Annotated in this window: 23 protein-coding genes; 16 read left to right on the top strand and 7 right to left on the bottom strand. The window is 61.8% G+C overall.

Going from position 1 to position 25,053, the window contains the following annotated elements; translation table 11 throughout:
* Nucleotides 1-304: 304 nt before the first annotated feature.
* Both AWU82_RS26765 and AWU82_RS26770 read left to right on the top strand, forming a co-directional pair.
* Nucleotides 305-784 carry an Lrp/AsnC family transcriptional regulator gene (locus AWU82_RS26765; RefSeq protein WP_007909658.1) on the top strand — a complete coding sequence of 160 codons (480 nt, stop codon included), beginning with the start codon at nt 305-307 and terminating at the stop codon, nt 782-784.
* Between the two features lie 106 nt (nt 785-890).
* Complete coding sequence (locus tag AWU82_RS26770) at nt 891-1,100, top strand: DUF2788 domain-containing protein (RefSeq protein WP_003228500.1); 210 nt, start codon at nt 891-893, stop codon at nt 1,098-1,100.
* Here the strand turns inward: AWU82_RS26770 and AWU82_RS26775 are convergent.
* The 4 genes from AWU82_RS26775 to AWU82_RS26790 form a co-directional block, all read right to left on the bottom strand.
* A complete protein-coding gene (locus tag AWU82_RS26775) occupies nt 1,095-1,730 on the bottom strand; it encodes a pseudouridine synthase (RefSeq protein ID WP_064382162.1) in 636 nt (211 codons plus the stop codon). The genes AWU82_RS26770 and AWU82_RS26775 overlap by 6 nt on opposite strands.
* Before the next feature lie 72 nt (nt 1,731-1,802).
* On the bottom strand, nt 1,803-3,302 hold the full coding sequence (gene amn, locus AWU82_RS26780; RefSeq protein WP_162130486.1) for an AMP nucleosidase: 1,500 nt from the start codon (nt 3,300-3,302) through the stop codon (nt 1,803-1,805).
* 192 nt (nt 3,303-3,494) lie between these two features.
* Nucleotides 3,495-5,144 (bottom strand): acyl-CoA dehydrogenase family protein, encoded by a 1,650-nt coding sequence (locus AWU82_RS26785; RefSeq protein WP_064382163.1) that lies wholly within the window; start codon nt 5,142-5,144, stop codon nt 3,495-3,497.
* 95 nt (nt 5,145-5,239) lie between these two features.
* A complete protein-coding gene (locus AWU82_RS26790; RefSeq protein ID WP_064382164.1) occupies nt 5,240-7,588 on the bottom strand; it encodes a hybrid sensor histidine kinase/response regulator in 2,349 nt (782 codons plus the stop codon).
* Nucleotides 7,589-7,892: 304 nt separating this feature from the next.
* Between AWU82_RS26790 and thiD the strand changes: the two genes are divergently transcribed.
* The 4 genes from thiD to AWU82_RS26810 all read left to right on the top strand — a co-directional run bounded on the left by thiD (nt 7,893) and on the right by AWU82_RS26810 (nt 11,413).
* Entirely contained in the window at nt 7,893-8,690 is a 798-nt protein-coding gene (thiD, locus tag AWU82_RS26795) for a hydroxymethylpyrimidine/phosphomethylpyrimidine kinase (RefSeq protein ID WP_064382165.1), read from the top strand.
* Between the two features lie 24 nt (nt 8,691-8,714).
* On the top strand, nt 8,715-9,338 hold the full coding sequence (thiE, locus tag AWU82_RS26800; protein WP_064382166.1) for a thiamine phosphate synthase: 624 nt from the start codon (nt 8,715-8,717) through the stop codon (nt 9,336-9,338).
* A gap of 10 nt (nt 9,339-9,348) precedes the next feature.
* The gene (hemL, locus tag AWU82_RS26805; protein WP_064382167.1) at nt 9,349-10,632 is read left to right on the top strand and encodes a glutamate-1-semialdehyde 2,1-aminomutase; all 1,284 of its coding nucleotides are present in this window, start codon (nt 9,349-9,351) and stop codon (nt 10,630-10,632) included.
* A 226-nt stretch (nt 10,633-10,858) separates the two neighbouring features.
* Nucleotides 10,859-11,413: a tetratricopeptide repeat protein gene (locus AWU82_RS26810; RefSeq protein WP_064382168.1), complete on the top strand. Its 555-nt coding sequence runs from the start codon at nt 10,859-10,861 to the stop codon at nt 11,411-11,413.
* 98 nt (nt 11,414-11,511) lie between these two features.
* Here the strand turns inward: AWU82_RS26810 and AWU82_RS26815 are convergent, their stop codons facing one another.
* On the bottom strand, nt 11,512-11,841 hold the full coding sequence (locus AWU82_RS26815) for a DUF1820 family protein (protein WP_027617776.1): 330 nt from the start codon (nt 11,839-11,841) through the stop codon (nt 11,512-11,514).
* Nucleotides 11,842-11,973: 132 nt separating this feature from the next.
* On the opposite strand from AWU82_RS26815, the gene miaB reads away from it, so the two are divergent.
* From miaB to lnt, 5 genes are all read left to right on the top strand, one after another.
* The gene (gene miaB, locus AWU82_RS26820) at nt 11,974-13,302 is read left to right on the top strand and encodes a tRNA (N6-isopentenyl adenosine(37)-C2)-methylthiotransferase MiaB (RefSeq protein ID WP_064382169.1); all 1,329 of its coding nucleotides are present in this window, start codon (nt 11,974-11,976) and stop codon (nt 13,300-13,302) included.
* A 228-nt stretch (nt 13,303-13,530) separates the two neighbouring features.
* On the top strand, nt 13,531-14,535 hold the full coding sequence (locus AWU82_RS26825; protein WP_064382170.1) for a PhoH family protein: 1,005 nt from the start codon (nt 13,531-13,533) through the stop codon (nt 14,533-14,535).
* Nucleotides 14,528-15,022: an rRNA maturation RNase YbeY gene (gene ybeY, locus AWU82_RS26830; protein ID WP_007958682.1), complete on the top strand. Its 495-nt coding sequence runs from the start codon at nt 14,528-14,530 to the stop codon at nt 15,020-15,022. Before AWU82_RS26825 ends, ybeY begins: the two co-directional genes overlap by 8 nt.
* A gap of 5 nt (nt 15,023-15,027) precedes the next feature.
* Nucleotides 15,028-15,867, top strand: coding sequence for a CorC family transporter (locus AWU82_RS26835; RefSeq protein ID WP_007909641.1), 840 nt, complete (start codon nt 15,028-15,030; stop codon nt 15,865-15,867).
* A 14-nt stretch (nt 15,868-15,881) separates the two neighbouring features.
* Nucleotides 15,882-17,405, top strand: a complete 1,524-nt coding sequence (lnt, locus tag AWU82_RS26840; protein ID WP_064382171.1) for an apolipoprotein N-acyltransferase — start codon at nt 15,882-15,884, stop codon at nt 17,403-17,405.
* A 35-nt stretch (nt 17,406-17,440) separates the two neighbouring features.
* Here the strand turns inward: lnt and AWU82_RS26845 are convergent, their stop codons facing one another.
* Nucleotides 17,441-18,220 carry a YdcF family protein gene (locus tag AWU82_RS26845; protein WP_064382172.1) on the bottom strand — a complete coding sequence of 260 codons (780 nt, stop codon included), beginning with the start codon at nt 18,218-18,220 and terminating at the stop codon, nt 17,441-17,443.
* Nucleotides 18,221-18,325: 105 nt separating this feature from the next.
* Complete coding sequence (locus AWU82_RS26850; RefSeq protein ID WP_039771843.1) at nt 18,326-18,649, bottom strand: hypothetical protein; 324 nt, start codon at nt 18,647-18,649, stop codon at nt 18,326-18,328.
* Between the two features lie 254 nt (nt 18,650-18,903).
* Here AWU82_RS26850 and leuS point away from each other — a divergent pair, with 254 nt between their 5' ends.
* The 5 genes from leuS (at nt 18,904) to AWU82_RS26875 (ending at nt 24,970) form a co-directional block, all read left to right on the top strand.
* Nucleotides 18,904-21,510 carry a leucine--tRNA ligase gene (gene leuS / locus AWU82_RS26855; RefSeq protein ID WP_064382173.1) on the top strand — a complete coding sequence of 869 codons (2,607 nt, stop codon included), beginning with the start codon at nt 18,904-18,906 and terminating at the stop codon, nt 21,508-21,510.
* Nucleotides 21,511-21,597: 87 nt separating this feature from the next.
* On the top strand, nt 21,598-22,203 hold the full coding sequence (locus tag AWU82_RS26860) for an LPS-assembly lipoprotein LptE (RefSeq protein WP_064382174.1): 606 nt from the start codon (nt 21,598-21,600) through the stop codon (nt 22,201-22,203).
* Nucleotides 22,204-22,242: 39 nt separating this feature from the next.
* Entirely contained in the window at nt 22,243-23,280 is a 1,038-nt protein-coding gene (gene holA / locus AWU82_RS26865; protein ID WP_064382175.1) for a DNA polymerase III subunit delta, read from the top strand.
* Between the two features lie 141 nt (nt 23,281-23,421).
* Nucleotides 23,422-23,586 carry an alternative ribosome rescue factor ArfA gene (arfA, locus tag AWU82_RS26870; protein ID WP_007958672.1) on the top strand — a complete coding sequence of 55 codons (165 nt, stop codon included), beginning with the start codon at nt 23,422-23,424 and terminating at the stop codon, nt 23,584-23,586.
* A gap of 61 nt (nt 23,587-23,647) precedes the next feature.
* Entirely contained in the window at nt 23,648-24,970 is a 1,323-nt protein-coding gene (locus AWU82_RS26875; RefSeq protein WP_064382176.1) for a lytic murein transglycosylase, read from the top strand.
* Nucleotides 24,971-25,053 lie beyond the last annotated feature (83 nt).

The raw sequence follows: 25,053 nt of genomic DNA on the forward strand, positions 1-25,053 counted from the left end.
CCGTCGGCCTCCCTTCTAGAGAACTTCGTCCTGGCTCGACGCTTTTGACGTCGGCTCACCTCACGCCGTCTTCTGGACAGTGTGCAGCTCGGGGGCCGGCACAACCCCGGTGGGGGTGGCGGCCGCGGCGGGCCGGATTGGGCGGGCCGCAGTGGACTGTGTTACCGAGCAGTGATTCTGGTGATAAGAATAGGCCCGGAGCCGCGACAGATGATTGCGAAGATTGCTCAAATAAACATCACTTGCGCAATTTTTAACCCTGGATAGATAATCCGCCGCAATAGTTAAGACAAAGGATCGTTTGATGAGCAAACTCGACCGTTACGACCTGAGTATTTTGGCGGAATTGCAGCGCGACGCCCGCATCTCCAACCAGGAACTGGCCGAGCGCATCGGTCTGTCGCCCTCCCCGTGCTCGCGCCGGGTCAAGCAACTGGAGGACGACGGTTACATCTCCCGTCAGGTCGCCCTGCTCGATCGCAAGATGCTTGGCCTGAGCCTGACCGCCTACGTGCTGATCGGCATGGACCGGCACACGCCGGAGCGTTTCGAGAATTTCGAAGCGGCGATCCGCACCTTGCCGCAGGTGCTGGAATGCAGCCTGGTGACCGGCGTTGATGCCGACTATCAGCTGAAAGTGGTGGTGCCGGACATGGATCACTATCAGAAGCTGCTGCTGGGGCATCTGACCCGGATCGAAGGCGTGACCAGCGTGCGCTCGAGTTTTGTGCTGAATCAGGTGCTCAACAGCACTGAATTGCCGCTGACTCATCTGCGCAGCTGAAGTCGACGAATGACTGCGGCACACCGACGCAGGTCAATGCTGCGTCGTTCGCCGCTGGCGTATACTCCCGGCCGCCCTTTCAGCCGCGTAGCGCCGGAGATGCCCGATGGATCCAGCAGTATTTGAAGAATGGATGATGACCGGTCTGGTCAGCATCCTGATCATTTTCATGGGTTTCATCGTCTGGGATCTGGCGAAGAAGTCCAAGGCCGGGCGCTTCGGCTCGTTCATTCTGTTCTTCGTGCTGGGCCTGGGCGTGGCCGCGTTCATCATCAAGAGCGTGGTGATCGGCCTGATCGAATCCGGCGCCTTATAAGCGCGCCGGCACTTCTTTCCACTGGCCCTGGTCGAGCCCTTCGATCGTCCAGTCACCAATCCTGACCCGCACCAGCCGCAACGTCGGCAGCCCCACCGCCGCCGTCATCCGCCGCACCTGGCGGTTGCGCCCTTCGCGAATCACCAGTTCCAGCCAGGTTGTCGGAATGGTTGCGCGAAAGCGCACCGGCGGATTGCGCGGCCACAGCTCGGGCTCATCCAGTTGCCGCGCTTGCGCGGGCAAGGTCATGCCGTCATTCAATTCGACGCCGTCGCGCAGACGCTGCAACTGCTCGGCCGTCGGCACGCCTTCGACCTGCACCCAATAGGTTTTCGCCAGCTTGTGCTTGGGGTCGGCGATCCGCGCCTGCAACTGGCCGTCGTTGGTCAGCAGCAGTAAACCTTCGCTGTCACGATCCAGCCGTCCGGCCGGATAAATGCCCGGAATATTGATGTAATCCTTGAGCGTCGCCCGCCCTTCGCCGTCGCTGAACTGCGTCAGCACATCGAACGGTTTGTTGAACAGGATCAGCTTCGGCTCAGCGGGCGGTGCCTTGGCGACACGGCGCGGGGCTGAAGAAGCTGGCTTCGCGCCGGGGCGGCGGGAAGGTGGATGCGGTGGACGGGACATAAGAGAGAAGACATTTAGCGATCAGGGCTGACAATGCTAGTGCCCCGACCGCCAAATGACCACGACAAACCGTTAGCGGAACGGCGGTTCGTCGAAGCTGCGCAGTTTGCGCGAGTGCAGCGAATTGAGTTCGGTGCGCAGCAGATCCACTGCTTCGATACCGATCTTCAAATGCTGACTGACCGCGCGTTCGTAAAACGCGTTGGCCGAACCCGGCAGCTTGATCTCACTGTGCAGCGGCTTGTCCGAAACACACAGCAACGTGCCGTACGGCACTCGCAGGCGATAACCCTGGGCGGCGATGGTGCCGCTTTCCATGTCCACCGCCACGGCGCGGGACAGGTTAATCAGCGGTCGCTCCTGAGCCCAGCGCAATTCCCAGTTACGGTCGTCGTAGGTCAGCACGGTGCCGGTGCGCAGGCGTTTTTTCAGCTCTTCGCCTTTTTCGCCGGTGATGTTGGCCGCCGCTTGTTGCAGCGCCAGTTGCACCTCGGCCAGGGCCGGGATCGGAATGTTCGGCGGCACTACGCGGTCGAGAATCCCGTCGCGACGCATGTAAGCGTGGGCCAGCACGTAGTCGCCGATGGTCTGCGACTGACGCAGGCCGCCGCAGTGACCGATCATCAGCCAGCAATGCGGACGCAACACGGCCAGGTGGTCGGTGATGTTCTTGGCGTTGGACGGGCCGACACCGATGTTGACCAGGGTCACGCCGTGGCCATCGCTGGCGATCAGGTGATAGGCCGGCATCTGGTAGCGGTGCCAGACCACGCCGGCGGCAATCGCCGAGGCTTCGCCGTGATCCATGCCTTTTTCGATGATCACGTTGCCCGGCAACACCATGCGCACGAAACGCGGGTCGCGGCGCAGTTGTTCCAGACCATGGACGATGAACTGGTCGACGTAACGGTGGTAGTTGGTCAACAGAATCCACGGCTGCACATGGCGCCAGTCGCTGCCGGTGTAATGCACCAGACGGCGCAGCGAAAAATCGACGCGGGCCGCATCGAACAGCGCCAGCGGCAGCGGATCGGTATTTTCCCAGTCGTAGAGGCCATCGGCGATGCCATCGGTGGCGGCGGACAGGTCGGTACTCGGGAACACCCGCGCCAGTACCGCAGCGGTGACGCCGGAGCCGGCCAGTTCATCGCCCTGCTCGACCACGTACGGGTACGGAATGTTCTGCTCGCTGACCCCGACTTCGACGGTCACGGTGAAGTCATGCATCAGCGGCGTGAGCTGCTCCAGCAGGTATTTGCGAAACGCCGCCGGGTGGGTGACGGTCACGCTGTAGGTGCCCGGCAACTGCACCTTGGCGTAGGCGCGGGTGGTCTGCGGGACTTCGCCCTGGCAGTGGTAGGTCAGACGCAGTTCGGGATAACGGAACAGGGCACGTTGCTCGGCGTCGGGCTCGACGCGATCCTTGAGATAACGCTTGAGCGCCGAGTTCAGCGCCGTGGTGGCCCGCTCATGCAGCTCGGCGAGACGATCCACGGCCTGTTCGGCGGTTTGAACGACAATAAACGCTTCGGTCACGATCAGCTTCCTGTGTTCTGACTTGCAGAGCTTCATCTTGCCTGCATCGTGGCGTCACGGAAACAGTGGCGTTGTGGGTTCACCCTAATCTTTCAAACAATGAAGATCCCTGTGGGAGCGGGCTTGCCCGCGATGAGGCCATCACATTCAACATCAAAGTTGACTGACAGGCCGTCATCGCTGGCAAGCCAGCTCCCACAGGGTTTTGTTGTGTCCGGGCGATCTGGATCAGAAACCTTGCGGCGTAGAGCGGGCAACGATGGCTTCGACATCCAGCCCGCGCGGCAACGCGCCGTAGACCCGCCCGCCACCGTTCAGGCGACTGGCGATAAAAGCATCGCTGACCGCCGAATTCCCGGCCTCCAGCAGCAGCTTCGCTTGCAGTCCCAAAGCGATGTCTTCGGTCAGTTGCCGAGCGCGGTACTGAATGTCACTGGTGTCCTTGAACTGCGCCTGCAATTGCTGAATGTGCGCGGCCAGTCGCTTGTCGCCATGACCGTCGCCCAACTCGCTGAACAACACATCGAGCACGCCCGGCTCTTTCGACAAGGCGCGCAACACGTCGAGGCATTGCACGTTGCCGGAGCCTTCCCACGTCGAGTTCACCGGCGCCTCGCGGTACAAACGCGGCAGGATGCTGTCTTCGACATACCCGGCGCCGCCCATGCATTCGGCGGCTTCGTTGATCATTGCCGGCGCGCGTTTGCAGATCCAGTACTTGCCCACCGCTGTCACCAAACGGGCGAACTGCGCTTCATGGCGGTCATCGAGATGATCCAGCGCCTTGCCCATGCGCAGGCTCAGGGCCAGCGCGGCTTCGCTTTCCAGCGCCAGATCGGCCAGCACGTTCTGCATCAGCGGTTGTTCGCTGAGCAGTTTGCCACCGACCTTGCGATGGGCGCAGTGATGGCTGGCCTGGGTCAGCGCCTGACGCATCAGCGAGCTGGAGCCGACCATGCAATCGAAACGGGTCATGGCCACCATCTCGATGATGGTCGGCACACCGCGTCCTTCCTCGCCGACCATCCACGCCAGCGCACCACGGAACTCCACTTCGCTGGAAGCGTTGGACTGGTTGCCGAGTTTGTTCTTCAGACGCTGGATGTAGAACTGATTGCGCGTGTCGTCCGGGCGATGACGCGGCAGCAGAAAGCAACTCAAACCCTTGTCGGTCTGTGCCAGCGTCAGGAACGCATCGCACATCGGCGCCGAACAGAACCACTTGTGGCCCACCAGTTCATAAGCCTGACCCGGGCCGCTGGCACCGACCGGATAAGCCTTGGTGGTGTTGGCACGGACGTCGGTGCCGCCCTGTTTCTCGGTCATCGCCATCCCGATGGTGACGCCGGCCTTGTGGGCCATGCCGACATTGCGCGGGTCGTATTCGGTGGCGAGGATTTTCGGCAGCCACTGCTCGGCCAGATTCGGCTGCAAACGCATCGCCGGCACGCTGGCGAAGGTCATGGTCAACGGGCAACCACTGCCGGCCTCGGCCTGACTGTGCAGATAGCTCATGGATGCGCGGGCGACATGGGCGCCGTCCTGTGGATGAGCCCAGGGTAACGACGTCAGACCATGCTCAATGGCGGTGCGCATCAGCTCGTGATACGCCGGATGAAACTCCACCAGATCGATGCGATGACCGTAGCGGTCATGACTGACAAATACCGGTTTGTTCTGGTTGGCGAGGAACCCCGCCTCCATCAGCGGCCCGCCGGCCAACGCGCCGTAGGCATCGATCCGCGACTCGGCCCAGCCGGCGCCGAACCGCCGCGACCACTCCTGCAACGGCAGGTCAATGCGGTACAGGTTGGTGCCGTCCAGCGACGGTGGCTGGTTGGTGACTTCGTGGGTTTCGGCGAACTGATGCAGGTTCATGACGGGGCTCCTTGATCGGCCAGAGCTTCAGTTAAGCACCGCCCCGGAACCGATCAAAGTGTCATATCGGCCTAATTGCCGGCGCTTTCACCCTGTCAGCAACTCAACACCCGTCGCTGCATCGCAACCTGCAGATCCTCGAATTTCACCGGTTTGCTCAGATAGTCGATCGAGCCACCCGACGCGCAATGCTCCCGATCCGCCCCCAGCGCGATCATGAACACCGGCAGATGGGCGCATCCCGGCAGGTCACGAATCTGGCAACACAGCGATGCTCCGTCCAGCGGCGGCAACTGGCAGTCGATCAGCACCGCATCGAAGCGCTCGCGCTGCAAACAATCGAGCGCCGCCGCGCCGTGGTCGGCGGTGCGCACCCGGAAACCGAGCTTGAGCAACATGCCGCGCATCACCAATTGATTGACGCTGTTGTCGTCCACCAGCAGTACGGTGCAATCCTGCGGCGCGCGCACGGTGTCGCGGCTGAACGCGGGCACGGCTTCCACTTCCGGCAACTCAAACTCGACATCCAGTTGAAAGCGGCTGCCACTCCCCGGTTCGGAACGGTGCGTGAGCTTGCCACCGAGCAATTCCACCAATTGACGGCAGATCGCCAGACCGACGCCCAGCCCACCGTATTCGCGGGTCATCGAACCGTCGAGCTGGAAGAACCGCTGATACAGCGTGGCCTCGCCCAGATCGGTAAAACCGATGCCGGTGTCGATCACCGCGAAGGACAGCGCCAGCCGATTGTCCGTCGACGGTTTGCCGGTGACCCGCAAGGCGAGGCCGCCTACGCGGGTGAACTTGATCGCGTTGTCCAGCAGGCATTCCAGGCATTGCGCGAGTTTGGCGCTGTCGCCATGCAGGCGATCCGGCAGGGTCGGCTGCACGTCGACCTTGAAGTCCAGCGACTTGCTCGAAGCGTTGCCATCGAACTGCATCCGCAACGCCTCGACCACCCCGCGCAGGCTGAAACTGCCCGCCGTTGCCTTGAGCTTGCCAGCCTGCAATTCGGTGAGGGTCAGGATGCCGTTGACCATGCGCATCATGTCCCGCGCTGAACCGGCGGCGGTCTGCTGGTATTGCTCCAGTTCCGGATCGAGTTCGACGGTCTGCATCAGCTCCAGCGAGCCGATCACGCCATTCATCGGCGTGCGCAGTTCGTGAGTGAGGGTCGCGAGGAATTCGTCCTTGAGCTTGTTGCTGTGGGCCAGTTGCTGGTTCAGCACTTCAAGTTTCTGGCCGGCGTCGAACAGGGTCTGCGCCTGTTGTTCGCGCATGGCGTTGATGCGGTCGGCCAGCGCCAGTGACAGTAGCGCCACTTCGATGGCCGAACCGATCTGGCTGGCGTACATGGTCAGGAACACATTCGGCAGCAGGCCCAACACCATCATGGTGTTGACGATGCCGCCGATCAGGAACGCCGACCAGGCGATGATGAAATAACGCGCCACCCGCAGGCCGCGCCACCAGGCGAGGATCCCGGCGGCGAAGATCACTACGGTGAAGGTCAGAGCCAGGGTCGTCGCCAAACGCAGGGCCAGACCATAACTGGTCATCAACGACAGGCCGATCACCACGGCGCCGAACGCGATCAGGGCGATCAGCAGGCGATCGAGCCAGCGGCTGTGGTTCCTGGTCTGCAGGAAACTGCGGGCGAACTGGCTGCCGAACAGCCCCGCGCAACCGATAAAAAATGGCGTGGCGGCGTTGGCCCACCATGGGTTGTCCGGCCAGAAATACTCGACGGCCGCGCCGTTGACCGACAGCTGATAAAGGCCGAACGAGGCGATATAGAAGATGTAATAGAGGTAACTGGTGTCGCGCACGCTGAGGTAGATGAACAGGTTATAGACCAGCATCCCCAGCAGCACGCCATAGATGACCCCCAGCACGTACAGGCGCACCGGCTGGTCTTCGAGGTACGCGGTGCTCGACCACAACGTCACCGGCGCCTGGATCGAGCCTTCGCTGGACAACCGCAGGTAAACGGTTCGTTGCTGATCCGGCTTGAACGCCAGGTCGAACAGGTAATTGTTCTGGCGGATCTCGCGACTGGCGAACGGCAAGGCGTCCCCGGTCTGCCGCACCAGACGATAGTCGCCGGCGGCATCGGGCAGATACAGGTCGAGATGATCGAGCGGCGGATACGCCAGTTCCAGCAGCCAGCTGCGTTGCGCCGACGGGTTGGTCGGGCGGTAATGCAGGTCGATCTTCAGCCAGAACGCCGAGCGCGAATAACCGGCATTGAGCGTGGCTTTATCATGGGGTTTGAAGTTTCCGGCGGCGGCTTGCGCGCGGACGTCGGCAATGCTCGCCTGACCGCTCGGGTCTTCGAACACTTGCAGGGATCGACCCAGCGGGAGGCTCTGGGTGAACTCGTCGAACTCGACGGCGCTTGCCAGGAGGGGCAAGCAGAACAGCAACATCAACAAATAGCGCATTGAAGCCCCAGCGTGGCTTGGCCGGTTGTGTCAGGAAGCCCCCCATTCCCTTTGAGATGACGTAAAACCGGTATTACCTGTTATTGGTTTGGATCCACTCTAGCATAGCCGTTGATGGCCATTGAGCACCATGGAAATTTTTCCTACAAAGGCTCTAGAACGGGCGTTCCAGAGCAGAACACCGGACTAGAGCTGTTGACTCGGTCAGATTGTGACAACCGATGCCGTTCCTCGTACCCATGTCATCGGCCGCGCGCTGCGCCACAACACCCGAAAAACAGGTTTGGTGGTAAGCTCGCGCACCATGAATATCTACAGCTCACGCCCCGTTGTCCTCTGTCTCTCCGGCCACGATCCCAGTGGTGGCGCCGGCTTGCAGGCAGATATCGAAGCCCTGCTCGCTCAGGGTTGCCATGCGGCTCCGGCCGTCACCGCCCTGACCGTGCAAGACACGGTCAACGTCACTGACTTTCGCGTCCTCGACCGTGAGTGGGTACTGGCCCAAGCCAATGCCGTGCTCAACGACTCCGAAGTCGCGGCGGTGAAACTGGGCATGCTCGGTTCCCTGGAAATGGTCGACACCGTCGTCGAACTGCTTCAGGCGCACCCGCACTTGCCAGTGGTCTGCGACCCGGTGCTGCGTGCCGGCGGCGGCGGACGCCTGGGCAAGGACGAAGTCGGCTACGCCATGCGCGAACGCCTGCTGCCGCTGTCGATCATCGCCACCCCCAACCTTCCCGAAGCCCGGATCCTTGCCGAACTGCCGGAAGGCACCGCGGACGAGTGCGCTGAAAAACTCCTGCCGTTCATCAAGAACCTGCTGATCACTGGCGGTCACGGCGACGAAACCGAAATCCACAATCGCCTGTACAGCCGCGACGGCCTGCGCGAAACCTTCAAGTGCCAGCGCCTGCCGGGCAGCTATCACGGCTCCGGCTGCACGTTGGCCAGTGCCCTCGCCGGCCGCCTGGCACTGGGCGAAAACCTTGCCAGCGCGGTGCGTACCGCGCTGGATTACACCTGGCGCACCCTGCGCGATGCCGAACAGCTGGGCAAAGGCCAGTTCGTGCCGCGTCGCCTGCCGCTGGATTTCTGTTCCTGATGTTTCGAGCCTGAGGTCTGCGCGATGAAACTACGTGGCCTGTATGCCATCACCGACAGCCAGTTGCTGGCCGGCAAGTTTCTGTCTTACGTGGAGGCGGCGCTGGAAGGCGGCGTCACCCTGCTGCAATACCGTGACAAGAGCAGCGACGAGGCCCGCCGTCTGCGTGAGGCCGAAGCCCTGCGCGATCTGTGCGAACGCTACAAGACGCAACTGATCATCAACGATGACGCCGAACTGGCCGCGCGTTTGAACGTCGGCGTGCACTTGGGCCAGACCGACGGCCCGCTGTCGCCAACCCGCGCCCTGCTCGGTTCGAAAGCAATTATCGGTTCGACCTGCCACGCACAGCTTGAACTGGCCGAACAGGCCGCCAAAGAGGGCGCGAGTTATGTCGCCTTCGGTCGCTTCTTCAATTCCAATACCAAACCCGGTGCACCGAGTTGCAGCCTCGATCTGCTCGACGACGCCAAGCGCACCCTGCACCTGCCGATCTGCGCGATCGGCGGCATCACCCTCGACAACGCCGCGCCGCTGGTGGCCCACGGTGTCGATCTGCTGGCCGTGGTCCATGGCCTGTTCGGCGCCGACAGCAGCGCCGAAGTGACCCGCCGCGCCCGCGCCTTCAATGAATTACTAAAAGTCTGAGAGCCCGATCATGTCTCGTTCCGAAACTCTGTTTGCCAACGCCCAGAAACACATTCCCGGTGGCGTGAACTCGCCGGTGCGCGCGTTCAAGAGCGTTGGCGGCACGCCGCTGTTCTTCAAGCACGCCGAAGGCGCCTACGTCACTGACGAAGACGACAAGCGTTATGTGGATTACGTGGGCTCCTGGGGTCCGATGATCCTCGGCCACAGCCACCCGGAAGTGCTGGATGCGGTGCGCAACCAGTTGCAGCACGGCCTGTCCTACGGCGCGCCGACCGCGATGGAAACCGAGATGGCCGACCTGGTCTGCTCGCTGGTGCCGTCGATGGAAATGGTGCGCATGGTCAGCTCCGGCACCGAAGCGACCATGAGTGCAATCCGTCTGGCCCGTGGTTTCACCGGCCGCGACAGCATCATCAAGTTCGAAGGCTGCTACCACGGTCACTCCGACAGCCTGCTGGTCAAGGCCGGTTCCGGTGCACTGACCCAAGGCGTACCAAGCTCTGCCGGCGTACCCGCAGCGTTCGCCAAACACACCCTGACCCTGCCGTTCAACGACATCGACGCGGTTGAAAAAATGCTCGCCGAAGTCGGCCAGGACGTCGCCTGCATCATCGTCGAGCCCGTGGCCGGCAACATGAATTGCGTACCGCCGGCGCCGGGTTTCCTCGAAGGCCTGCGCAGCCTGTGCGACAAGCACGGCGTGGTGCTGATTTTCGACGAAGTGATGACCGGTTTCCGCGTCGCCCTCGGCGGCGCCCAGGCTTACTACGGCGTAACCCCGGACCTGACCACCTTCGGCAAGATCATCGGTGGCGGCATGCCGGTCGGCTGCTTTGGCGGCAAGCGCTCGATCATGGAGCGCATCGCACCGCTGGGCCCGGTCTATCAGGCAGGCACCTTGTCGGGTAACCCGTTGGCAATGGCCGCCGGCCTGACCACCCTGCGCCTGATCAGCCGTCCGGGTTTCCACGCCGAGCTGACCGACTACACCACGCGCCTGCTCGACGGCCTGCAACAGCGCGCCGACGCCGCCGGCATTCCGTTCGTGACCACCCAGGCGGGCGGCATGTTCGGTCTGTACTTCAGCGGTGCCGACGACATTGTGACGTTTGAAGACGTGATGGCCAGCGATGCAGCACTGTTCGGCCGCTTCTTCCACCTGATGCTGGAAGGTGGCGTGTACCTGGCACCGAGCGCCTTCGAAGCCGGTTTCACCTCGATCGCCCACGGCGAAGCCGAGTTGAAACTGACCCTCGACGCCGCTGAGCGCGCCTTCGCCAAGTTGAAGTAAAACGCCCCGCCGCTGACGTTGGCCATTGCCAGCGTCAGCGTTCTCCTACATCCGCACGCCTTTTCCGACACGCCTGCCAAAAATCTCCCATAAAGTGGGCGATATATTTCCCGCGCAGCAGAAAATCGAGTAAAGACTTTGTAAGGATGGCCCTGCTTATTTCATAATGCGCGCTTATTGGATCCCTCGACGGGTCCGCGCGCCCTTCAGAGGTAAGTCGATTCCCATGAACCGCACCGGCCGCACCCTTGCCTTGGGCTGCCTGTTGCTCCTTCAGCCGCTGCTCGCACATGCACAAGCAGGCGGCAACTCGTTGTTGATCCCGGCGATGGGTCGCTGCACCCTCAATACTCAGCCGCAAGATGTCACGCAGGCCCTCGCTGCCTGCCAAAAGGCGGCGGATGAGGGGGATGCGCAAGCGCAATACGAGTTGGGTGAGTTCTACTACGACGGCAAGAACGCGCCGCGCGACCTCAATCAAGCCCTGAACTATTTCGAAAAGGCCTCGCTGCAAGGCCATGCCCAGGCGCAATTCAAGCTCGGCACCATGTTCTTCCACGGTGAAGGCGTGCAGGCCAACAACATTCAGGCGTACATCGTGCTGAAGATGGCGGCGGTCAACGGCGCCGAAGACGCGCTCGACACCGCCGACGAAGTGTCCGAAAAGATGTCCCGCGAAGACCTGGAAACCGCGACCCAGGTGCTCGGGCAAATTTTCCGTAAATACCTGATGGAACTGCAGAACGCCGACGGGCGTACGCCGTTTTCGCCCCTGCCCTGACTAACGATAGCTCTCGCTCTTTGCGTCACCGACGCGGAGCGTCGAAGGCGGCATTCCCACGCAGAGCATGGGAACGATCACTTCCATAAAGTCCGGTTTTACTTCTCAGGCATCGGCATCGGAAACGGCATCACGTTACCAACGCCGCCACGGGCTTCACTGATCTTCGGCGTGCCCAGACGCTCGACCTCGTCGATGCGCACGATCGAGTGCATCGGCACAAAGCTGCGCACCACGCCTTCGAACTGCGCCTTGAGCTTTTCTTCGCTCGGGTCGACGACCACTTGCGTGCGCTCGCCAAAGACGAACTCTTCCACTTCCAGGAAGCCCCACAGATCACTTTGATAGATCTGCTTGGCGTACATTTCGAACACCTGGCCCTGGTTGAGGAAAATCACCTTGTAGATTGGAGCTTCGCGTTTGGTCATGGCGGGCGGACGACATCGGGGTAAAAATGAGGGCGCGAACTATAGCATAGCCACCGGACGCACAGCGGTAGGAACCTGAGGACATGTTCCCTATAATGCGCGGTTCTTTGAACCACGTGACGACCCTATTCCATGGCCAAGAAGCTTTACATTGAAACCCACGGTTGCCAGATGAACGAGTACGACAGCTCGCGCATGGTCGATCTGCTGGGCGAACACCAGGCCCTGGAAGTCACGGCGCGCGCCGAAGATGCCGACGTGATCCTGCTCAACACCTGCTCGATCCGCGAACGCGCCCAGGACCGGGTGTATTCCCAGCTCGGACGCTGGCGCGAACTGAAACTGGCCAACCCGGACATGGTGATCGCCGTCGGCGGTTGCGTGGCCAGCCAGGAAGGTGCGGCGATCCGCGATCGCGCCCCGTATGTCGACGTGGTGTTCGGCCCGCAGACCCTGCACCGCCTGCCGGAAATGATCGACGCCGCGCGCATCAGCAAGCTGCCGCAAGTCGACGTGTCGTTCCCGGAAATCGAAAAGTTCGACCACCTGCCGGAGCCGCGCATCGACGGCCCGAGCGCCTACGTGTCGGTGATGGAAGGCTGCAGCAAGTACTGCACGTTCTGCGTGGTGCCTTACACCCGTGGCGAAGAAGTCAGCCGACCGTTCGACGACGTGATCGCCGAGATCATCCACCTGGCCGAAAACGGTGTGCGTGAAGTGACCCTGCTGGGGCAAAACGTCAACGGCTATCGCGGGCTGACCCACGACGGTCGCCTGGCGGACCTGGCCGAACTGATCCGCGTGGTCGCGGCGGTCGACGGCATCGACCGCATCCGCTACACCACTTCGCATCCGCTGGAATTCTCCGACAGCCTGATCCAGGCCCACGCCGAAGTGCCGGAACTGGTCAAGCATCTGCACTTGCCGGTGCAGTCGGGTTCGGACCGGATCCTGGCCGCGATGAAACGCAACCACACGGCGCTGGAGTACAAATCCAAGCTGCGCAAACTGCGCGCCGCCGTGCCGGGTATCTGCATCAGTTCGGACTTCATCGTCGGTTTCCCCGGGGAAACCGAGAAAGATTTCGAACAGACCATGAAGCTGATTGCCGACGTCGGTTTCGACTTTTCCTACTCGTTCGTCTACAGCCAGCGCCCGGGCACCCCGGCCGCCGATCTGGCCGACGACACCCCGGAAGAACTGAAGAAAGAACGCCTGAACGCCTTGCAGCACCGTTTGAACCAGCAAGGGTTCGAGATCAGCCGACAAATGGTCGGTTCGATCCAGCGGATTCTGGTGACCGATTATTCGAAGAAAGACCCGGGCGAGCTGCAAGGGCGCACCGAGAATAACCGTATCGTCAACTTCCGCTGCGATAATCCGACCCTGATCGGCCAGTTCGCCGACGTCCACATCGACGCGGCGCAACCGCACTCGCTGCGCGGCTCGCTGATCCAGTAACAAATATCAGAAACACTGAGAATTCTGTGGGAGCTGGCTTGCCAGCGATAGCGGTACGACAGGCGACATATTGGTCGGGGCTGATGGCCTCATCGCTGGCAAGCCAGCTCCAACAGTGGCCTGCATTGTTCTTGAGAACAGGCTCATCCATTTAAGAGCTTTCGCACCCACGCCGCTGGCGTTATCCTTCAATTCATCCCAATTGCCCCAGGGCGGCTAAATACGACCTTGAACGCACCCATCGAACCACATCGTTTCATCCTCGAGCCCTTTGAGGCTCGCCGCTTCGCCAATCTGTGCGGGCAGTTCGACGAGCACTTGCGGCTGATCGAACAGCGCCTGGCCATCGAGATCCGCAACCGCGGCAATCAGTTCGAGCTGATCGGCGAACCCAAGCACACCACCTCCGCGGAAAACCTGATTCGCCGCCTGTACCGGGAAACCAAGGGTTCAGAGCTGTCGCCGGATACGGTTCACCTGTTCCTCCAGGAATCGGCCGTCGAGCAACTGGACAACCCCGCCCCCGCCGAAGCCTCCGTCGCCCTGCGCACCAAGAAAGGCATGATTCGCCCACGCGGCTTGAATCAGTTGCGCTATGTGAAGGAAATTCTCGGCAACGACATCAACTTCGGCATCGGCCCGGCCGGTACCGGCAAGACTTACCTGGCTGTCGCCTGCGCCGTCGATGCGCTGGAGCGCGAGCAGATCAGGCGCATCCTGCTGGTTCGTCCGGCGGTCGAAGCGGGTGAAAAACTCGGCTTCCTGCCCGGCGACCTGTCGCAAAAGATCGACCCGTACCTGCGCCCGCTCTACGACGCGCTCTACGAAATGCTCGGTTTCGAATACGTGGCCAAGCTGATCGAACGTCAGGTGATCGAAGTCGCGCCGCTGGCCTACATGCGCGGTCGCACGCTGAACAACAGCTTCATCATTCTCGACGAGAGCCAGAACACCACCGTCGAGCAGATGAAGATGTTCCTGACCCGGATCGGTTTCGGCTCTACGGCCGTGATCACCGGCGACATCACCCAGGTCGACCTGCCGCGCGGCACCAAATCCGGACTTCATCACGTCATCGAAGTCCTGAAAGATGTGCCGGGCATCAGCTTCACCCACTTCCAGCCCAAAGACGTGGTGCGCCATCCGTTGGTGCAACGCATCGTCGAAGCCTACGAGCGCTTCGAGACGCGTTTGGCCGATGAAGCGCCAAAGGATACTCGCCACGATGCTTGAGCTTGACCTGCAAATCGCGACCGAAGCGTCTGCGCCGACCGAAGCCGAGTTCCGCCAATGGTGCGAACTGGCCCTGCGCCAGCGCACAGCCGACTCGGAAATGACCATTCGTCTGGTCGACGAGGAAGAAGGCCGCGAACTGAATCACACCTGGCGGCACAAGGATTACGCGACCAACGTCCTGTCCTTTCCCGCCGAAGTGCCCGACGAGTTTCTCGATATTCCGCTGCTGGGCGATCTGGTGATCTGCGTGGCGGTGGTCGAGCGCGAAGCCGCCGAACAGGGCAAGGAACTAAAGGCCCACTGGGCACATCTGGTCATTCACGGCTGCTTGCATCTGCTTGGTTACGACCATATAGATGACGAGGAAGCCGAGGAAATGGAAGCACTGGAACGCGAGTTGCTTGCCGAATTGGGTTATCCCGATCCGTACGCGGACGACGAAACCGAAACATCCCCTACTGTTACAACAAAGGATTCAGAGTAATCGCTATGAGCGAAGATCGATCGAGCAACGGGCAAAAGTCATGGCTGGGTAAACTGACCCAGGCTTTTGCCCACGAGCCGAAGAACCGCCAGGAGCTGCTTGAGCTGCTGCGCGATGCACATCAGAACAAACTGCTGGACAGCGAAGCGCTGGCCATCGTCGAAGGCGCCATCCAGGTGGCTGACCTGCAGGTTCGCGACATCATGGTGCCGCGCTCGCAGATGATCAGCATCAAGGCGACCCAGACTCCCCGCGAATTCCTCCCTGCCGTGGTCGACTCGGCCCACTCGCGCTACCCGGTCATCGGCGAAAGCCATGACGACGTGATGGGCGTGCTGCTGGCCAAGGATCTGCTGCCGCTGATCCTCAAGGAGAACGGCGACAGCTTCAACATCAAGGACCTGCTGCGCCCGGCCACTTTCGTGCCGGAGTCCAAGCGTCTGAACGTGTTGCTGCGTGAATTCCGCGCCAACCACAACCACATGGCCATCGTCATCGACGAATACGGTGGCGTGGCCGGTCTGGTGACTATCGAAGACGTGCTCGAGCAGATCGTCGGCGACATCGAAGACGAGCACGACGTCGAAGAAGACAGCTACATCAAGCCGCTGCCCAGCGGTGATTTCCTGATCAAGGCCCTGACGCCGATCGAGAACTTCAACGAGTTCTTCGACAGCGAATTCTCCGACGACGAGTTCGACACCGTCGGCGGGCTGGTGATGAGCGCGTTCGGGCACTTGCCAAAACGCAACGAAATCACTGAAATCGGCGCCTATCGTTTCCGCATCCTGAACGCCGACAGCCGTCGGATTCACTTGCTGCGACTCACGCCAATCGCCCGGTAAATTTAAGGACTGAAATGCGCTGGACAACCCGCCCCGGCTGGCCCGGTAATCTGCTGGCCGTGGCGGCCGGTGCAATCACCACTTTCGCGCTGGCACCGTTCGATCTCTGGCCGCTGGCGTTACTGGCAGTCGGCCTGTTCTATGCAGGCCTGCGCGAGCTGAGCCCGCGCCAGGCGCTGGGCCGTGGCTGGTGCTTCGGTTTCGGCCTGTTCGGCGCCGGCACCAGCTGGATCTATTACAGCATCCACCATTTCGGCGGCGCCTCGGTGCTGCTGGCCGGTTTCCTGATGCTGATCTTTACGGCAGCGATTGCCTGGTTCTTCGCCCTGCCCGCCTGGCTGTGGGCACGCTGGTTGCGGCGTAACGAGGCGCCGGTGGCTGACGCACTGGCGTTTGCGGCGCTGTGGGTCGGCCAGGAAGCTTTCCGTGGCTGGTTCCTCACCGGTTTCCCGTGGCTGTATTCCGGGTACAGCCAGCTTGACGGCCCACTGGCCGGACTCGCGCCAGTGGGCGGGATGTGGCTGGTGTCGTTCGTTCTCGCGCTGACCGCTGCACTGATCTACAACGCACCGCGCCTGCTGCAAACCCGCCGCAAAGTCTTCATCGCTGCCGGCCTGGTATTGCTGATCGGGCCATGGGCGGCAGGCATCGCGCTCAAGGGCCATGCCTGGACCAGCCCGGCCGGCGCGCCTCTCACCGTTGCCGCCATCCAGGGCAACGTCGCGCAAAGCATGAAATGGGACCCGGCCGAGCTCAACGCGCAGCTGGCGCTGTACCGCGACCTGAGTTTCCGCTCCAAACCGGTCGACCTGTTGATCTGGCCTGAAACCGCCGTGCCGGTGCTCAAGGAGTCCGCCGAGGGCTACCTGACCATGATGGGCAACTTCGCCGCCGAGCGTAAATCGGCGCTGATCACCGGTGTGCCGATCCGAGAAACGGTCCGTCACGAAAAACGCTTCTTCAACGGCATCACTGTGGTCGGCGAAGGCGATGGCACTTATCTCAAGCAGAAGCTTGTGCCGTTCGGCGAGTACGTACCACTGCAGGACATCCTGCGCGGGCTGATCGCATTCTTCGACCTGCCGATGTCCGACTTCGCCCGTGGCCCTTCCGATCAGGCGTTATTACAGGCCAAGGGGTATCAGATCGCGCCATTCATCTGCTACGAAGTGGTTTATCCGGAATTCGCCGCTGGCCTGGCGGCACGCAGCGATCTGCTGCTGACGATCAGCAACGACACCTGGTTCGGTACCTCCATCGGCCCCCTGCAACACCTGCAAATGGCGCAGATGCGTGCACTTGAAGCCGGTCGCTGGATGATTCGCGCGACCAACAACGGCGTGACCGGGCTGATCAACCCTTTCGGGCAGATCACCGAGCGTATCCCGCAGTTCGAACAGGGCGTGCTGTACGGCGAAGTGGTGCCGATGCATGACCTCACACCGTACCTGCAATGGCGCTCGTGGCCGCTGATCATCCTGTGCGTGGTGCTGTTTGGCTGGGCGCTGATGACCAACCGGATATCCAAGACCCTCTGAAAACCCGCTCACTCCCGCGTTCAGCGCGGGAGTGATCAATCGGTGCTGTCACCCCCTCGGTAGAACAGTGAATAGCCGATCTGCCCCACCGCCTCGTTCATCAACTGCCCGCTTTGCCAGATCGACTTGAATTCCGGCAGCCAGCCGCCAAACGGTCGCGCATTGTCCGTGCCGAGGAAACCGACCGGCGCCGGCACGACTTCGAACCCGGCCTGTTGATAGCTCCACACCGCACGCGGCATGTGCCAGGCCTGAGTCACCAGCACGATGCGTTTGACGCCTTCGGGCAACAATATCCTGGCGCTGAAGGCAGCATTCTCCCACGTGGTGCGGCTCTCCCCTTCCTGCCAGCGCACCGTCACACCGAAGTCATCGCGCAACGAATCGGCCATCAGTTTGGCTTCGGTCGGCGGCGTACCGTAATGCAGGCCACCGCTGGTCAGAATCGGCAACCCCGATGCCTTGGCCAGTCGCGCCGCGTAACGCTGCCGTTCAAGCCCGACACCGGTCGGTTGATCTTCGCCCCAGGCCAGATCGCCGCGCTCGCGACCGGAGCCCAGCACCACAATCGCATCGGCGCGTTGCGCCAGACTTGCCCATGAATCCCGCGCCAGCGGCGGCTCGCGCTCCAGGGCCTTGGCACCCCATTGCACGACCACCGGCAGACTCATCAGCAAGAAGCCGCCAAAACCCAGGGCAAAGCACAGCCCGGCCAGTCGCGGCCGCGAACGTCGCAGCCACCAGGCGACGAGCAGCAGCAACAAGAGAACGCCTGGCGGCAACAGAAGTTGTTTAATGAAATAACGAAAAGGCATCGAGCATCTCCAAAGATGCCCGAAGCCTAAGTGGGTTGATACACCGCGACAACCAGTAGGGTCGGATCCCGTTGAAAAAGATCCGCTTTTTGACCTGCCATGCGTTTACTTGGCCTGCAGAGTCCGCACTTTGACGGCATCTCTGCCGGGTGCCTTGTCCTTGAGCCAGATGACCTTGGCCGAATGGGCAGCATCGAGCTGTTTCACTGCTTGTGACAGGTATCCGTGGGTTTCACGCTCACTGCGATCCAGATAGGCCTTGACCAGTTTGAACTCGGCGGGACTCAAGCCACGCAATTCCAGCTCCAGGGGGCGCTCGTCGCGCAGCCGGCCAGCGGTTTTTGCCGCGTCCAGGGCCATCCCCAGACGATCGATCAACCGCTCGTACAACTCGGGTTTGGTAACGTTTTTTTGCTGTGACTCCACCATCCCTCACCTCATTGAAGATAAGACTCACTCCCCAGTTAGAGCTTAGCTTCGCTGCACAAACCGGCTGCGCGCCGCGACCAACGGCCCTCGCCGCGATTTCGGCCGGTCAAACGGCTGCAATCAGGGTTTCCCTAGGCCAAGCGCGGTCATGTATGCTACGGCGCTTCCTGTAACTCCACTTCCAGCTCGTCCGACATGCCCGGGACGTCGCATTGAAGAGGATTAGGCCACCCCTATCCAGTACAAAAGTAGCCATGCACGAACAATATCAGCCCCGTGAAATCGAAGCCGCCGCCCAATCGTTCTGGGACGAGCAAAAGTCCTTTGAAGTCAGTGAACAACCAGGCAAGGAGACTTACTACTGCCTGTCGATGTTCCCTTACCCCAGCGGCAAGCTACACATGGGGCACGTGCGCAACTACACCATCGGCGACGTGATCTCCCGCTACCAGCGCATGCTTGGCAAGAACGTTCTGCAACCGATGGGTTGGGACGCCTTCGGCATGCCGGCGGAAAACGCCGCAATGAAGAACAACGTGGCCCCGGCCAAGTGGACCTACGAAAACATCGCCTACATGAAATCCCAGCTGCGCAGCCTGGGTCTGGCGGTTGACTGGTCGCGGGAAGTCACCACCTGCAAACCGGATTACTACCGCTGGGAACAATGGCTGTTCACTCGCCTGTTCGAAAAAGGCGTGATCTACCGCAAGAACGGTACCGTGAACTGGGACCCGATCGACCAGACCGTACTGGCCAACGAGCAGGTGATCGACGGTCGCGGCTGGCGTTCCGGCGCGCTGATCGAGAAACGCGAAATCCCGATGTACTACTTCAAGATCACCGCCTACGCGGATGAACTGCTGGAGAGCCTCGACGAACTGACTGGCTGGCCTGAGCAGGTCAAGACCATGCAGCGCAACTGGATCGGCAAGTCGCGCGGGATGGAAGTGCAGTTCCCGTACAACGTCGATTCGATCGGCGAAAGCGGCACCCTGAAAGTCTTTACCACCCGTCCGGACACCCTGATGGGCGCGACTTATGTCGCCGTGGCTGCCGAGCACCACCTGGCTGCTCTTGCCGCCAAAAACAACCCAGAGCTGCAAGCGTTCATCGCCGAATGCAAGGGCGGCAGCGTCGCCGAAGCCGACGTCGCCACTCAAGAGAAGAAAGGCCTGCCGACCGGCCTGTTCGTCGAGCACCCACTGACCGGCGAAAAACTGCCGGTGTGGGTCGCCAACTATGTACTGATGCACTACGGCGACGGCGCGGTCATGGCTGTGCCGGCGCACGACGAGCGCGATTTCGAATTCGCCCACAAGTACAACCTGCCGGTCAAATCCGTGGTGCGCACCAGCTCCGGTGAAACCAACCCGGCGCCATGGCAAGACGCCTACGGCGAGCACGGCACGCTGATCAACTCCGGCGAATTCGACGGCCTGGACTTCGCTGGCGCGTTCGACGCCATGGAAGTCGCGCTGATCAAGAAAAACCTCGGCGCCTCGCGCACCCAGTTCCGCCTGCGCGACTGGGGCATCAGCCGTCAGCGCTACTGGGGCTGCCCGATCCCGATCATCCACTGCGATGCCTGCGGCGACGTGCCGGTGCCGGAAGATCAACTGCCGGTCGTCCTGCCGGAAGACGTGGTGCCGGACGGCGCCGGTTCGCCGCTGGCACGCATGCCCGAGTTCTACGAGTGCACCTGCCCGAAATGCGGTCAGCCTGCCAAGCGTGAAACCGACACCATGGACACCTTCGTCGAGTCGTCCTGGTACTACGCCCGTTACGCCTCGCCGCACTTCGAAGGCGGTCTGGTGGAAAAATCCGCGGCCGACCACTGGTTGCCGGTGGATCAGTACATCGGCGGTATCGAACACGCCATTCTTCACCTGCTGTACGCGCGTTTCTTCCACAAGCTGATGCGCGACGAAGGCCTGGTGAGCTCCAACGAGCCGTTCAAGAACCTGCTGACTCAAGGCATGGTGATTGCCGAGACTTACTATCGCCGCGAAGCCAACGGCGCCTACACCTGGTTCAACCCGGCGGACGTCGATCTCGAACGCGACGGCAAGGGCAACGTCACCAGCGCCAGACTGAAAACCGACGGTCTGCCGGTGGAAATCGGCGGCACCGAGAAAATGGCCAAGTCGAAGAACAACGGCGTCGACCCTCAATCGATGATCGACCAGTTCGGCGCGGACACCTGCCGCCTGTTCATGATGTTCGCCTCGCCGCCCGACATGAGCGCCGCGTGGTCCGACTCCGGCGTTGAAGGCTCGCACCGCTTCCTCAAGCGCGTCTGGCGTCTGGCTCAGGCTCACATCACTCAGGGCCTGCCGGGCAAACTGGACATCGCCGGCCTGAACGACGAGCAGAAAGCCGTTCGTCGCGCGATCCACCAGGCCATCAAGCAGGCCAGCCACGATGTTGGCCAGAACCACAAATTCAACACCGCCATCGCCCAGGTGATGACGCTGATGAACGTGCTGGAAAAAGCAGCACAATCCACTGAACAGGATCGCGCGCTGGTTCAGGAAGGTCTGGAAGCCGTTACGCTGTTGCTGGCTCCGATCACCCCGCACATTTGCCATGAACTGTGGAATCAACTGGGCCACGCCGATCCTGTGATCGACGCCGGCTGGCCAGTGGTGGATGAAAGCGCACTCGTTCAGGACAGCCTGACACTGGTCATCCAGGTCAACGGCAAACTGCGCGGCCAGATCGAAATGCCGGCTGCCGCGACCCGCGAAGAAGTCGAAGCGGCAGCCCGCGCCAACGAGAACGTGCTGCGTTTCGTTGACGGCCTGACGATTCGCAAAGTGATCGTAGTGCCCGGGAAACTGGTCAATATCGTCGCCAGCTAATTGGATCGGGCGTCAGGTGTGCCTGACGCCCAGTAAAACCTTTCGGGCCACAGAGTCGGCCCACATGGTTTCAAGGGGAGCAACACAATGATCAAACGCAATCTGCTGGTGATGGGCCTCGCCGTCCTGTTGAGCGCCTGCGGTTTCCAGCTGCGCGGCACCGGCACCACCGAACTGACGATCAAGGAACTTGATCTGAGCGCCCGCAACGCCTATGGCGAAACCGTGACGCAACTGCGTCAGGTGCTGGAGGCCAGCGGCGTCAAGGTCGTTTCCGGTGCGCCGTACAAGCTTTACCTGTCCGATGAGCAGGAAAGCCAGCGCATCCTCAGCTACGCGGGCGCCGGTCGTACTGGCGAGTATCAGGTAAATACCGTGCTCAGCTATGACATCCGTGGCGACAAGAACCTGCTGCTCAAAAGCGACAAGCTTGAAGTGCAGAAAGTGTTCATCCACGACGGCAACAACCTGGTGGGTTCCGACCAGGAAGCCAACGATGCACGCAACGAGACACGCCGCGAGCTGGTACAGCGCATGATGCTGCGCCTGCAACAGCTGACTCCGGCTCAGCTGGATGCCCTGCAGCAGACCGCCAACGCCCGGGCCAAGGCAGAGGCCGACGCCCTCGAAGCGGCGCAGAAGGCTGAAGCGGAAACCCCGCGTCAGTCGCCGCTCGAACTGCCGCAGCAGTAAGACGTACGGGGCGCTCAGGCGCCCCGTTCGCCGTTTCTTATGAAGCTCGCTCCCGCCCAACTCGGCAAACACCTGCAAGGCGCCCTCGCGCCGGTCTACATCATCAGCGGCGATGACCCGCTGCTGTGTCAGGAGGCCGCCGACGCCATTCGCTCCGCTGCCCGTCAGCAAGGGTTCGACGAACGCCAGGTCTTCGCCGCCGACGCCAATTTCGATTGGGGCACATTGCTGCAGGCTGGCGCCAGCATGTCGCTGTTCGCCGAAAAGCGCCTGCTGGAACTGCGCCTGCCTTCCGGCAAACCCGGTGACAAGGGCGCTGCCGCACTGATCGAATACTGCTCGCGCCCGGCTGAAGACACGGTGCTTCTGATCAGTCTGCCGAAGCTCGACGGTAGCGCGCAGAAGACCAAGTGGGGCAAGGCGCTGGTCGAGGGTCAGCAGACCCAGTTCATCCAGATCTGGCCGGTGGATGCCAACCAGTTGCCGAGCTGGATTCGCCAACGCCTGTCCCAGGCCGGCTTGTCGGCCAGTCAGGACGCGGTCGAACTGATTGCCGCGCGGGTCGAAGGCAACCTGCTGGCCGCCGCGCAAGAGATCGAAAAGCTCAAGCTGATGGCCGAGGGCGGGCAGATCACCGTTGAAACCGTGCAGGCGGCTGTGGCCGACAGTGCGCGTTTCGACGTGTTCGGCCTGACCGACGCGGTGCTCAATGGCGAACCGGCCCACGCTCTGCGCATGCTCGAAGGGCTGCGCGGTGAAGGAGTCGAGCCGCCAGTGATCCTCTGGGCCCTGGCCCGGGAGTTGCGCCTGCTGGCCAACATCTCGTTGCAATACAACCAGGGCACGCCGCTGGACAAGTGCTTCAGTCAGGCCAGGCCGCCGGTCTGGGACAAGCGTAAACCGCTGATGAGCAAGGCCCTGCAACGCTACTCGGCGCAACGCTGGGCGCAGTTGCTGCTCGAAGCCCAGCGCATCGATGCGCAAATCAAGGGCCAGGCGGCGGGCTCGCCGTGGATGAGCCTGAGCCGGTTGGCGCTGCTGATGGCCGGTCAGCGCCTGACGTTGCCTGCCGAATGAAACTCGGGATCGCGCTCTGCGATCCCGTTTTTTTACCGAGTCCATTTCCTACAGAACATCCCGCCCTCGGTCCTATAGACAGCGGCTTGAGATCGGCAGATTATCTGCCGCGCAAAACCTCACTCAATCGAGAGAATCCTCATGAGCAAAAAGCCATCGAAACATGGCCACAACAAGGCCAAATCCATCGTCGCCCAACCCCTGTTCCGCAGCCGCCAGGAACGACCCACCAAGGGTAAAGGCAGCTACCGCCGCGAAGCCTTCCAGTCTGACAGCTGGGAGGCTTCTTACTTTCTGGCCGCTTGAAGCGCAGCACCCCTTCCTCATGTTAAGGTCTGCACCTGATTTGTATTCCCTGGACCTGTGCATGCCCTTCAGTCTTTCCCGTCGTTGGCCCATTCGCCAACTGATCGCTGCCTCCAGCTTCATACTGCTCGTCGCCTGCGCGGAAAAACCCACCGCCGCCGACGCTCAACCGCTCAAGACCGTTCCCGTTACCACAGCCCCAGCGGTCATCCCGCCGGTAGTGCCGTCCGGCGACGACCTCGACCTGCAACCGACCCAGACCTTTGCCGAATGGCAGGCTGGTTTCCGCAAGGACGCTCTGGCCGCCGGCATCCGTGCCGACCTGTTCGACCGCGCCTTCGCCAATGTCAGCTTCGATGCCAGCGTGATTCGCGCCGACCGCAGCCAGCCGGAGTTCGCCCGGCCGGTCTGGGAGTACCTGGACGGTGCCCTTTCGCCGTTGCGCGTGCGCAAAGGGCAGGCCCTGATCAGCCAGTACGCCGATATCCTGCAAAGCATCGAACAGCGTTATGGCGTCGATCGCCAGGCGCTGGTGTCGGTGTGGGGGATGGAAAGCAATTTCGGCCAGTTCCAGGGCAACAAATCGGTGATCAACTCTCTGGCCACCCTGGCCTATGAAGGCCGCCGCCCGGGCTTTGCCCATGCCCAGCTGATCGCGGCACTGCAGATTCTGCAACAGGGCGACATCACGCCGGAGAAAATGCTCGGTTCCTGGGCCGGCGCCATGGGCCAGACCCAGTTCATCCCGACTACCTACAACACCCACGCCGTGGACTTCGACGGTGACGGTCGCCGCGACATCTGGGGCAGCCCGGCTGACGCATTGGCCTCCACCGCGCATTACCTGCAAAGCTCCGGCTGGCAGCGTGGCCAGCCGTGGGGCTTCGAAGTCCAGCTGCCAAGCGGTTTCAACTACACCCTGGCCGACGGCGCGATTCGTAAAAGCGTTGCTGAATGGCGGCAACAGGGCGTGATCCTGCCGAACGGTGGCCAGGTTCCAGCCGGTTCCGAGCAACTGTCCGCTGCCCTGCTGCTGCCGGCCGGCTATCGCGGACCGGCGTTCCTGATCCTCGACAACTTCCGGGCGATCCTCAAGTACAACAACTCGTCGTCCTACGCACTGGCCGTCAGCCTGTTGTCCGAGCGCTTCAACGGAGCCGGCCTGATCAATGGCACCTGGCCAAAGGATGACCTGCCGCTGAGCCGCACCGAGCGGATCGAACTGCAGAACCTGCTCACCGCGCGCAACTACGACGCCGGTGCGGCAGACGGGATCATCGGTGCCAATACGCGCAAGGCGATCCGCAGTGCGCAGCAGTCGTTCGGCTGGCCGGCAGATGGTTATCCGACGCACAAGCTGCTGGAAAGCCTGCGTAACCAGTAAAAGCGTCGCGGGCAAGCCCACTCCCACAGGTTTAGAGGTGATCGCAGTTCTGCGTACAACCTGAAAACCGTGGGAGCGGGCTT

The organism is Pseudomonas glycinae (assembly GCF_001594225.2).
In the GTDB taxonomy this organism is placed as follows: Bacteria; Pseudomonadota; Gammaproteobacteria; order Pseudomonadales; family Pseudomonadaceae; genus Aquipseudomonas; species Aquipseudomonas glycinae.